The 10,403-nt window shown below is 65.2% G+C and carries 9 protein-coding genes and 2 pseudogenes; 4 read left to right on the top strand and 7 right to left on the bottom strand.

What is annotated here, in order from left to right; all coding sequences use genetic code 11:
- Window positions 1-445 precede the first annotated feature (445 nt).
- From ACFE7U_RS15305 to ACFE7U_RS15280, 6 genes and pseudogenes are all read right to left on the bottom strand, one after another.
- On the bottom strand, window positions 446-805 hold the full coding sequence (locus tag ACFE7U_RS15305) for a hypothetical protein (RefSeq protein ID WP_375410579.1): 360 nt from the start codon (window positions 803-805) through the stop codon (window positions 446-448).
- A gap of 186 nt (window positions 806-991) precedes the next feature.
- Window positions 992-1,312: a hypothetical protein gene (locus ACFE7U_RS15300; RefSeq protein WP_375410578.1), complete on the bottom strand. Its 321-nt coding sequence runs from the start codon at window positions 1,310-1,312 to the stop codon at window positions 992-994.
- 493 nt (window positions 1,313-1,805) lie between these two features.
- Window positions 1,806-3,344: pseudogene (locus tag ACFE7U_RS15295) on the bottom strand (YfjI family protein).
- Window positions 3,341-3,919: a hypothetical protein gene (locus tag ACFE7U_RS15290; protein WP_375410577.1), complete on the bottom strand. Its 579-nt coding sequence runs from the start codon at window positions 3,917-3,919 to the stop codon at window positions 3,341-3,343. The pseudogene ACFE7U_RS15295 and the gene ACFE7U_RS15290 overlap by 4 nt, the downstream one beginning before the upstream one ends.
- A 249-nt stretch (window positions 3,920-4,168) precedes the next feature.
- Window positions 4,169-4,441 (bottom strand): helix-turn-helix domain-containing protein, encoded by a 273-nt coding sequence (locus tag ACFE7U_RS15285; protein WP_375410576.1) that lies wholly within the window; start codon window positions 4,439-4,441, stop codon window positions 4,169-4,171.
- Between the two features lie 988 nt (window positions 4,442-5,429).
- Window positions 5,430-6,647 carry a tyrosine-type recombinase/integrase gene (locus ACFE7U_RS15280; RefSeq protein WP_375410575.1) on the bottom strand — a complete coding sequence of 406 codons (1,218 nt, stop codon included), beginning with the start codon at window positions 6,645-6,647 and terminating at the stop codon, window positions 5,430-5,432.
- A gap of 146 nt (window positions 6,648-6,793) precedes the next feature.
- Between ACFE7U_RS15280 and ACFE7U_RS15275 the strand changes: the two are divergent.
- The 3 genes and pseudogenes from ACFE7U_RS15275 to ACFE7U_RS15265 all read left to right on the top strand — a co-directional run.
- Window positions 6,794-7,276, top strand: a pseudogene (locus ACFE7U_RS15275) (DUF429 domain-containing protein); the annotation flags it as partial.
- A 24-nt stretch (window positions 7,277-7,300) separates the two neighbouring features.
- Window positions 7,301-7,810 (top strand): NUDIX hydrolase, encoded by a 510-nt coding sequence (locus ACFE7U_RS15270; protein ID WP_375410574.1) that lies wholly within the window; start codon window positions 7,301-7,303, stop codon window positions 7,808-7,810.
- Between the two features lie 38 nt (window positions 7,811-7,848).
- Window positions 7,849-8,520, top strand: a complete 672-nt coding sequence (locus tag ACFE7U_RS15265) for a carbonic anhydrase (protein ID WP_375410573.1) — start codon at window positions 7,849-7,851, stop codon at window positions 8,518-8,520.
- 89 nt (window positions 8,521-8,609) lie between these two features.
- Here the strand turns inward: ACFE7U_RS15265 and ACFE7U_RS15260 are convergent, their stop codons facing one another.
- On the bottom strand, window positions 8,610-9,314 hold the full coding sequence (locus ACFE7U_RS15260) for a DUF4142 domain-containing protein (protein WP_375410572.1): 705 nt from the start codon (window positions 9,312-9,314) through the stop codon (window positions 8,610-8,612).
- A 218-nt stretch (window positions 9,315-9,532) separates the two neighbouring features.
- On the opposite strand from ACFE7U_RS15260, the gene ACFE7U_RS15255 reads away from it, so the two are divergent.
- The coding region (locus tag ACFE7U_RS15255; RefSeq protein ID WP_375410571.1) for an acyltransferase family protein at window positions 9,533-10,403 on the top strand (871 nt) is incomplete at its 3' end.

Below are 10,403 nucleotides of genomic sequence, written 5' to 3'. Positions count from 1 at the left end.
GCTGCAATGATACTCGTCAGACGCCTCGCAGATCACTTATGAAACGGGGTCTCACGAGTGCTGGCGTGTTGCGCCTGCAGTTTAAGTCGCGTTTCGTTGTTGCAGCTCGTCTTCCAAACCGCTCTGTTGGCGAAGTGCGGTGATCTCAGCCGTGAAGGCGTTGTGGTCCGCATCAGGCGGCAGGGGTTCTCGCCCGACGGCTCCGCAGAGATGGCCGATAGCGGCGTTCAACTCCTCGTCGCTCATTTGGCGGGGTGTGAGCCATCGGGGGCGAGGTAGGGGCTCGGTGCCAGTCCAAACGATCATATGGCATCGGTCGCCAAGTTGGATTGTACCGGCTCGGGTCTCGGCCGCCATTCGTTCGGCGGCATCGTCCTCGTCCAAGCCGAACACGTAGAAGCTCGGGTAGCCCTTGAGGCTCCGCTTCGACTCTAAGCGAGAAAGCCTAGTGATCATGCCTCGCATAAGTTGCAGCCTCTGCAGTCTTGCCCCGACGGCTCCGGATGGCGGCTCGCAGCACGTCTCGCTCCTTGTCCGTGAAGTCCCTCCAGAAGAGGGCGCGCATGAAGTTTTTGCCAGTGTCGGGCAGGAACGGCATTCGGGCGACCTGATCGATGGGTGAGATAGCTCCGGCGTCACGTAACAGCGCAACCCGGCTCTCGTACTCCTCGGCGGTGCTTCCATGGACGAAGGAGAACGGTCCGCCTGCGGCAGCCCATTTCTTCAAGGGGCCAAGCCTCGCGCTGTCCTCTTGCACGACCCGGGCTCGCTCGATCTTCGCCAGACGGGTCTCAATCGCGCTCATGATGCTCTCCCTCGACCGGTCGCCCGTTCTTCGCGGCGACGAAATTCACCCGCAGAACAAGGTTGGCTCGTCTGATTTCATCGGGCGACGGCTCGGGCTGTCCCCGAATGCCAAGAACCAGCACGCGAGATTCTGACGGCATGTGATGCGCCTCCAGCTTCCGGATTCGTCTCTCAAGGGCGCCTGTCATTTCCCACCGCCCTCCAGCTTCGCGAGACGAGCCTGAACATCGGTCAGTTCGATGGCCTTGACGTGGGCGTCCACGGCCTTGCCGATATCGGACGCCTCTGAGGGGGTGAGTTCGCCGAAGGCCACCGCCTGCAGGAGGGCGTTGGTCGCCTTCGGCAGATCCGCCGCGGCCTCGATGATCGGCAGATCAAACATCACTGGCCGATCCCGGCGAACCGGCGTGATCCGATCCAGGCAGAGCCGGATCGCTGCGATGTCGCCTTCCTTGGCAAGCTCGATGGCCTTGCGGGTGATCTCCTCGGCCTCGCCGTCCAGCAATGCTTCGAGCGCCAGCGTGCTGCGGTTGCGGGCACCAGGTGGCCTTCCTGGATTGCCCGGCTTGAACCGGGTGTCGCCCGTATGGCCGCCGTTCTTTACGGCGTCGGCTACGCATGGGATTGGCGTACTCATGACTTTCTCCCGTCTGCTTGGGGTGGAGGACCGAGGGCCGTAACCGTGTACGTCCGGGCAAGCTGCTCAGCCTCGTGTCGCGGTAGGCCGCCCTCGAACTCGCGCATGGCCGCTCGCTCCTCGTAGTGGGCGAGCCAGTCGTCGCTGGTGATTGCAATTGTGCGATTAGCCTGAGGGCTTGCGACAGTTGCGACTGCTGCGACGGTACTGACCCTGCCGATTGCGCAAATCGTAGGTACCCTCTGCGACGCTTGCGACTTCTGCGACAGTTCGGATGGATCAAGACCCAAAGCGTCGCGGCTGTCGCAACTGTCGCTGGCCTGCTCGTCAATCCGAGCGATCTGGAAGCGGCGGTAGCCCATCAGTGCCGCTCCTCTGGAAGGATTCGCACGAACCGTGGGCGACCCAGGATCTCTACGACGAGCCCATGCACCTTCAGCGTTGCCACGGCCGCGTCCGCCGCATCCTTGGTCCTAGTTGCTGCAGGGCCGAGCCGCAGGATGTCGCGGAACTCCGTCTCGGCCGTGTCGCGGCTGCGCAGCCATTCCAAAAGACCTGCCGCCCGCAATAGCTTCGGGTCGGTGCGAGCGGCCTGTTGCAAGCGCACTGCATCTGCGACGTACCAATCCGTCAGTGTCAGGGCCGACTTCATGGCCCCGGCGCAGATATCACGAGCGTGAACGTCGTCGACGATCGTAAGCACGCCTGCGATCCGGGCAGCATGCTCAGCCGCCTTAGCCGCAAAGTCGCGGATCCCTCGCAACTCGCCGTGCGCACCGCACTGGGCCTCAAATTGATCGTAGAAGGCGCGCCACAACCCGGTGGCTTCCCCCGACATCGTCAGAGCCCTCGGCTCCAGCTCGTTGCGGCTGCCCTCGCTTAGGGGCCATTGCGCCTCCAAGAGGGAGAGGATGCGATGGCCGTACGCCTTGATCGCTGCATCATCTTGCGCCGATGGCTCTCGGTAGTGGCGAGTGCCCGCGATGCTGTCTGGCGCTGCCACCAGCACGCGGGAGAGCAGCCCTTGGTCGCGCAGCACCGGATCGGCAAGGAACAGCGCTGCTGCCTCAGGTTGGATCATCAGATGCAGGGCCAGCCGGCGGCCGTGAAGCAGGCTGACCCCATCCTGGGCTCGAACTCGCTTGATCGGCTTCCCGTCCCAGATCTCCGAGAAGATCGCCGAACTCTTCAGCCGGTTTTCGGCCGACATGCCGTGGCCGCCAACGAACTGGCCGCCCTCGGCCGTGAAGAGACCGAGCGAGCCGGGGGCGTTGACTCATGCCTTGGCCAAGCCTTCGACCGTCGGGTCAGGAGCCGTCAGCAGGGGAAACAGGGGTGGGGGCGCTTCCGGTCCCAAGGCGCCAAGGGCCAGTTTGCGCGTCGGGAAATCGAGCTTGCGGTCGCCCTCGATCTTGCGCTTCTCCGCGCCCCAGGCGGCACTGCTGATCACCCAATCCTGGTAGAGCCGGTCGTGCTCCTCCTTCAGGAAACGCTCATGCTTCCGCACTGGCCAGAGCGCTTCGTTGTCGGCGGTGGACTTGCGATCGCCCGATCCCGCCACGGTGGCAAAGTACAAGGACAGGGGCCGGCTCTGCCCGTAGGGCATCACCACATCGGCATGAGCCTGGGCAGCCAGCGAGGCCGTGGCGAGCACCGACTGGGCTGCGATGGCCGGCGGCACCTGCACCTTGCTGGTGATCGCGACCACGGCTTGGGACAAGACCGGACCCAGGGCATCGACCGGATAGGCTTCACCGGGCGGCAGAGGCGGAAAGAGTGGTAGCTGCTCGGCCGGCAGCTGCACACTGGAGGCATCCGTTCGGCCCTGTCTGCTGGTTGGGAAGGAGAGCGTGCCCCGCTTCTCCGGCCGACCCTGGTCGAGTTCGACGAATCCGTTCATGCGGCAGCCCTCCCGGTGTCAGCGGGGAGGAGAATGCGTGGAGCCGGACGGCTGAGGACGCGGCTGAGTTCGCGAGCGTGGTCGAGATCTTCAGCGACCAGCGGACCAGCATCGCAAAGCCAATCTGCAGCCAGACGCGGCTCGATGAGGACGACGCCACGCCGTCCTGCCCTGAGCCAATCGAGTGGCGATCTCCAGACGGATAGGCCGTCGTGCTCGGTCAGGCGCGGCGCATAGATCGCATCCTGCCCGAGAGCCCAGGCGATGCCGCGCCAAGTGCCGATCCGATCGAGCATCGGCTGCCAGGCGACGATGTCGACGGGATCGCCGCTACCATCAGTGACGACGAAGAGAAACCCGCGCTTGCCGATTACGCCCAGGGGCTCGTGCTCCTCGAACGCGAATCGGTTCGAGCCAGTCCAGACGATGCGGCCCGCCCGCAGAGGCGAGGGAGAAGTCAAAGCGGCATTGGTCACTCCGGAACCCAACAGTTCGTCATATTCGCGCTGGAGAAGTGTGGGGTGAGCGGCGAAGCTGCCGCCCACCGGTCGAAACGAGAAGGGAACCGTTTGCATCAGCGGCCTCCCGTCTCGAAAGCAAGCCCGGCAAGGATGCGGGCCCGCTCCGCGGAGAGACCAAGCCGGCGCATGAGCCAGCGGATCTGAAGTTCAATCTTAACATCGTGATGAGGCATTGGGGCACCTGTCTGTGAGGTGCCGGCCGGGAAAGCAGTGGCGCGCAACGCGCGGATACAGTAAATAGGACGCTGTCGAGACGCCTACCGAATATCCGCCGCCGGTTCCTGCTTGGGGCCGGCGGTTTCGTTAGGCGGCGATGCTTGCGCGGTAGGGTAGGCTCGCCAGCCACGCGGCGAGATCTTCGTGCAGGATGAGGGTACGTCGGCCTGCCTTACGAGCCTTCAGGCGCCCGACCTTGATCTCCTCAAAGATCGTTGAGCGGCCGACACTGGCAACGCGAGCGGCGTCGTTAGGCCCGTAAGAAAGCGGCGGGCGGGCGTTGAACGTATCGCCGGAGCCCTCCACACCGCTGTGAGCCCCAGAGTTTGGGATAAATCGGAACGAACCTATTGGAATCATTGTAGGTCTCCGTCCTCGGCGAACTTGCCGGGATGCGGAGAAGGTGTGCGATGTTGCTCGCCCGAAACAGCAGCCCAATATCTCGGCGCGTCGAAAGTTTTAGGCCAAATCCTAAGGCGTATTTTGGGCCTATTTTTGGGGCTTTCCTGTGAGCCCTAAACAGCTCTGTGAATTTCGGGTTGTTGGTGATGCTCTTCGGTGTTGGGATGGGCGCATCCGGATGGGCTTGCTTGATCCATTCGGAAAGTATTTTCCCAAAGACATTTTTGCTGGCGTAATTCTCCCCGGCAAGCAGTCGACGCTGTGCCTCAGGTATGATTAGCTGCTCTATTGAGGTTGGGCGCCCGGCCGTGCCTGTGTTGTAGAGCCGCTGCACTTGAGGGGGGCTTACGGCAGGACGCTGACTCTCTTGTGGTTCTCTGCCCGCATCCAGGCGGCAGATCAGCCGGCTCAACGACCCCTTCTCGACAAACACCCATTTGAAACCGCTCCGCGCCCGAGTGTCTATTCGACTGTTGCCGCTAGGTGGGCGTCGAGCGCGAAATGGATCTGCTGGGTCAATCTGCGCCCAGGTTACAACATTCCTGGGAACAACAGACCAGTCGGCTGGGCGCACCGGGCGCACATCGGCCGCTTGGAGGGACCGTACAACGGTGCGCAGTTCGCTTGCGATCGCAGCCTCGATGAATCGCGCGGCTACCGTCCTCGCCCGATAGTTGGCTTGTTCGTCGCTCGACGCCGGAAGTGTTCTTGCGGAATTGGGGACGAACTCTTCTCCAGTCCACGCTTCGCCAAATATGGCGATGCCAATGTCGTTGAGCGCACGCGGCATGAACCTGTACTCATGCTGGTCCCGCTCCCATTGGTCTTCGGGCAATACCCAAATGCTGCGCATTTACCCCACGTCATCGTCAGCAAGGGAGCGTAGGAAACCGGTGGTGATGTCCGGCTTCTTGGGTGACCACCCTATCCCATTGTGTTGGCCAGACTACTCCCCGTGCGACCCCGACGTGATCACGTCGGCGTTGGGCTTTTCGGCTGCGCTGACGAAAGTGGCCCACGCGTCCATCAGCGCTCGTCGCTTTTCCAAGGCGTCACCGCGGCGGTAGGCTCGCTCAGTGGCGTCGCCGACGACATGGGCTAACGCTGTCTCGGCGATTTCGCGCGGAAAGGCGGTGCGCTCGCCAGCCCAGTCTCGGAACGATGAGCGAAAGCCGTGGACGGTCACGTCGACCTTCATCCGCCGCAGCATCATCTCCATGGCAGTGATGGACAAGGGTCGGTCCGGCTTCTGACCAGGGAACACGTATTCGCTTCGACGCACCACCTCAGCTTGGTCGAGGATTGCCAGTGTGGCCTCGGTCAGTGGCACGCGGTGTTCCTTGCCGGCCTTCATGCGCATGGCTGGGATCGTCCAGACCTTCGCCTTGCGATCGATCTCGGCCCAGCGGGCGCCCAGCACTTCACCGGAACGCGACGCGTTCAGGATGCAGAACTGCAGGGCAAGTCCAGCCATGGCATCGCGTGACTGCAAATCGGCCATTAAGGCGGGCACGTCATCGAACGGCATCGCGGCATGGTGGCCGCGCGTCAGCTTCCGGCGGGCCGGCAGCAGCTTGTCGAGGTGCCCGCGCCAGAGCGCCGGGTTCTCACCAGTGCGCAGTCCTCTGGCTTTGGCCGCGTCTAACACCCGCTCGATGCGGCCGCGCAGGCGCGAGGCCGTCACGCTCTTCGTCTGCCAGATGGGGGTGAGAACACTCAGAACGTCGTCAGTGCCGATCTCGTCAATGGGCTTTGGCCAGAGAGAGCCTGCATAGGTCGTCAGCGTGGAGGACCACTGCGCCTTGTGCTTGTCGCTGCGGAACCCGTGCGAGAGGGATCGCACCACCTCCTCGGCGAAAGCGCCGAAGGTGACGGCGGCAAGCCGCTCCTCCTTGGCTGCCCTTCGGTGCTCGATCGGGTTCTTGCCGGCCTTGAGGATCTGGCGAGCCTGTTGAGCCTTCTCACGCGCCTCGGCCAACGAGACTGCCGACAGGCCACCCAGCCCCATCTCCTTGAGCTTACCCTGCCAGCGGAACAGGAAGAGCCATCGCCTTGCACCACTGGCGTCAACGACGAGGTAGAGGCCATCTCCATCGGAGTGCCGGCCGGGCGCAGTCAGCGTCGCAGCGGCTCGCGCGCTCAACTTCTTTACAGCGCGTGCCATCGCTTTACCCCATCAATTACCCCAACGAAAGACGGGGATCGTAGCGGATGTTGGCGGATGCCGGTAGACACTTAAAGAACTAACCCATTGCAATTTTTGGCCTCAGCGAACCTGAGAAAACGCCTCTGGATCATAGTATGGCGGACTACGCGTCCGCCAAGGAGCTCAGCCGGGCCGGCAGCGAGCCGCCCTTCGCGCCTTCGATCCAGTGCTGGAACATCACGCCCTACATCCGCGAGGTCGACGGGTTGTTGCGGGCGAGGCCAAGCCTCGCCGGGCGTGTTCGCGAGGTCCATCCCGAACTGGCGTTTCGCCGCCTGAACGGGGACGTTCCGTTGCGCGCGGGCAAGAAGGGGCCGGAGCGGGAGGCCGGCCTCGCCGAGCGCCGAGACCTGCTCGTCGCGTCGGGGCTGCCGGCGGCTCTCGTCCAGTCTCCGCCGCCGCACGGCATCGGGGCCGACGACCATCTCGATGCCATGGCGGCCCTCGTGGTCGCCCGCGATATCCTCCTCGGCCATGCGACGCCTCTGCCCGATCCGCCCGAGACTGACGAATTCGGCCTGCCCATCGTCATCTGGCTGCCGGCACGGCCGGCTAGGATAGCTCGCAATTCGCCTGTTCCTTGCTAGGGCGTGCCTTGCTAAGGCGTGACCATGACCGACCTGCCCCATCGCGACATCGCCCGCGCCCTGGTCTTCGATCCCGGCGGCCGTCTCCTGCTGATCGAGTACGAGTCGATCAGGCCGATCAATCCCGACGACCCCGGCGCACGCGGCTTCTGGTTCATGCCCGGCGGCGGGATCGAGCCGGGCGAGACGCCGGTGGAGGCCTGCCGGCGCGAGCTCTCGGAGGAGATCGGCGTGGTGGATGCCGAGATCGGCCCCCTCGTCGGCACCTGCGACGGGCCGTTCCACCTCTTTCGCACCTCGCGCGTCGCGCATGAGCGCTACTTCGTCGTGCGGCTGCCCGATGACCGAATCGATACCGCCCGGCTCGCGGAGACCGAAGACAACCCGGTGCGCGGCGTGCGCTGGTGGACGCTCGACGAGCTCGACGCGACCGCCGAGCGGATCGAGCCCCAGGGACTTGCCGGTCTCGCCCGTGGGATCCTCACGGGCCGTATCCCGGTGACTCCGGTCGCCCTGCACTGGCACGGCACTTGAGGGTGCCCGACGATCGACCCCTACAGGAGAGGCACAGCATGTTCCCAGCGACCCTGACCAGCGGATACCGCACCTTCCTCGACGAACGGCTGCCGGGCGAGGTGCGCCGGTACGCCAAGCTGGCCCAGGGGCAGAACCCGGAAGTCCTGCTCATCGGCTGCTGCGACAGCCGCGTTTCGCCCGAGGCGATCTTCGATACGGGTCCGGGCGAACTCTTCATCGTCCGCAACGTCGCCAACATCGTACCCCCCTGCGAGGAGGGCGGCGAGTATCACGGCACCTCGGCGGCGATCGAGTTCGCGGTGCAATCCCTCGAAGTGAAGCACATCGTCGTCCTGGGCCACGCCACCTGCGGCGGCATCAAGGCCTATGCGGCGCAGTCCAAGCCGCTGTCGGAGGGCAACTTCATCGGGAAGTGGGTGTCGCTGGTCGGCCCCGCGGCGGAGAAGGCCGAGACCCAGAGCGGGCCCGACTACGTGACTCGTCTCGAATACGCGATGGTGGCCCAGAGCCTGGAGAACCTGATGACCTTCCGCTTCGTGCGCGAACGTGTCGAGGATGGCCGTCTCGAACTGCACGGGGCGCATTTCGGCATCGCCCGTGGCGAGCTTCTGGTGCGCGACCCTGTGACCGGAATCTTCGGCCCGGCGATCGACCACGAAGGCAAGTCGGTCGCTCCGACCTCGCTCATTCACTGCGTCGAGCCCTGAAAACGGGAATGGCGGGCCAATGGCCCGCCATTCCCTCGAACCTTCCCCGGCGCGGCTCGCGCGGGGAAAGGTTCATGGTGTCGATGCGATCAGCGGGCGCCGGGAAGGCCCTGCGCCATCCGATAATGGTTCTGAAGTACCGGCAGGGCCTGCTCGGCATGGGCGCGCAGCGCCGGGTTGGTCCCAGTCGCCGCATAGGACTGGTACATACCGATCGTCATCTCGTGGGCCTGGACCTGCATCCGGCCATAGAGGCGGTCGAAACGCGGGCCGGCCGGGGTGGCAGCCAATTCGGAGAGCATCTGCTGCTGCTGCGGATTGGGCGCCACGATGGTGGTGCCGGCCGTGGTCTCGACGTCACCGTTCACCACACGGCTACCCGCACGGGCTCCCCGGGCCGCACCGCTTCCCAGACCCTCGACCCCGCCGACCGGTCCGCCGCTGAGCGTGCCGCCGACGACACCGGCCGCCGCGCCCGTCGCTGCGCCGACCGCTCCGCCGGCCACCGCAAGGGGAGCCTCGATGAGGCCGCCGACAACGCCACCGCGGCCCCTCAGGTTCTCCTCACCGCCGGCGAGCGCCACGTTGGCGGCACGATGGTCGCGCACGGCGTCACGGGCAAAGCGCTGGACGCCGGGATCGCGGCTCTTGTCGAGGGCGATCTGGCTCGACTGGATTTCGAACGCGTTCGCCTGCATGGCAGCAAGGCGGAAGTCACCCTGCATGGTCTGGGCGGCGGCGGGCGTGGCGATGGCGGCCACGATAGCGGTCAGTGCCAAGTAGTTCTTGATCATGCTTATCCTCGAAGCGAGTGGCGCGACGCGCCGAAACGGCCTTCATCCAATCGGAAAGGCCCGCAGCGTCGCCATGGCCCGTCAACGATCGTGAGTTGTGTTGGTTCCTCACGCGGCTTTGCTTCGAAGGCCAATACATCCTTGGCGTTGTAGCCCCGTTTCACATCCCTATAGCCACGCTTGAGCGGGACAGATCTCGACATGACGGACAGAACCGCGTGAGGCTCAGTGCCATCCAGATGTTGCGGGCTCTCGCCGCGCTGATGGTCGTGATCCATCATGCCGAGGCGGAGGGCCTGCTCCTGGCTGGGCACCGGGGCGAGGGCTTTCGTCCCGGCGGCCTGCTGCCCTGGCCTGCGGGCGTCGACGTCTTCTTCGTGATTTCGGGCTTCATCATCGTCCGCGCCGCCCGGCCGCTCTACGGGACGCCGGGCGGCTGGCGGCGTTTCCTCGCGCATCGCATCGCCCGGTTGGTGCCCCTCTATTGGCTGGCGAGCGCACTCTATCTCGGCATCGTGCTGATGGCCCCCGGGCTTCTTTCGAACGGCGGGCGGTCGCCGGCCGAGCCCGGCTTCGTGGCCGCCTCCTTCCTGTTCTGGCCGATGCTCGATCCCGACGGGCGGGCGCAGCCGCTCTACTCCCTCGGCTGGACCCTCCAATGCGAGATGGCCTTCTACGGGCTCTTCGCCCTCGCGCTCGCCTCCGGCCTGAGCCGGCGCGGGGTGTTCGCCTTCGTGGCCGGCAGCCTCGGCCTGCTCGCCGCCCTCCACCTCCTCGTCACCGACCTGCCGATGCCACTGGCCTTCTGGAGCGCACCCATCGGCCTCGAATTCGCGCTCGGCGCCGCCATCGGCCTCGCCCAGGCCGAAGGCCTGCGCCTGTCCCGCCTTCCGAGACTGTCCCTGGCCCTTGCCGGCCTCTCGCTCCTCGCCGTGGCACCGGAGCCGGATGCGCTGGCGAGGCCTCTCGTCTTCGGCCTGCCCGCGATGCTGCTCGTCGCCGCCGCAGGCCTCGCACCATCCGACGAGGGAGGAGATGGCTGGGCGCGACGAGTCCTGATCGGGCTCGGCGATGCCTCCTACGCCCTCT

Origin of the sequence: uncultured Methylobacterium sp., assembly GCF_964251405.1 — a bacterium.
GTDB lineage: Bacteria > Pseudomonadota > Alphaproteobacteria > Rhizobiales > Beijerinckiaceae > Methylobacterium.
Note: the sequence above shows the minus strand (reverse complement) of the source record. Positions and strands in the feature narration are given on the sequence as shown.

What these genes read in the sequence shown, in the direction of transcription:
- ACFE7U_RS15270 (WP_375410574.1), top strand. Translation starts at nt 7,301, where the DNA reads ATGACCGACCTGCCCCATCGCGACATCGCCCGCGCCCTGGTCTTCGAT.
- ACFE7U_RS15285 (WP_375410576.1), bottom strand. Translation starts at nt 4,441, where the DNA reads ATGATTCCAATAGGTTCGTTCCGATTTATCCCAAACTCTGGGGCTCAC.
- ACFE7U_RS15260 (WP_375410572.1), bottom strand. Translation starts at nt 9,314, where the DNA reads ATGATCAAGAACTACTTGGCACTGACCGCTATCGTGGCCGCCATCGCC.
- ACFE7U_RS15305 (WP_375410579.1), bottom strand. Translation starts at nt 805, where the DNA reads ATGAGCGCGATTGAGACCCGTCTGGCGAAGATCGAGCGAGCCCGGGTC.
- ACFE7U_RS15265 (WP_375410573.1), top strand. Translation starts at nt 7,849, where the DNA reads ATGTTCCCAGCGACCCTGACCAGCGGATACCGCACCTTCCTCGACGAA.
- ACFE7U_RS15280 (WP_375410575.1), bottom strand. Translation starts at nt 6,647, where the DNA reads ATGGCACGCGCTGTAAAGAAGTTGAGCGCGCGAGCCGCTGCGACGCTG.
- ACFE7U_RS15290 (WP_375410577.1), bottom strand. Translation starts at nt 3,919, where the DNA reads ATGCAAACGGTTCCCTTCTCGTTTCGACCGGTGGGCGGCAGCTTCGCC.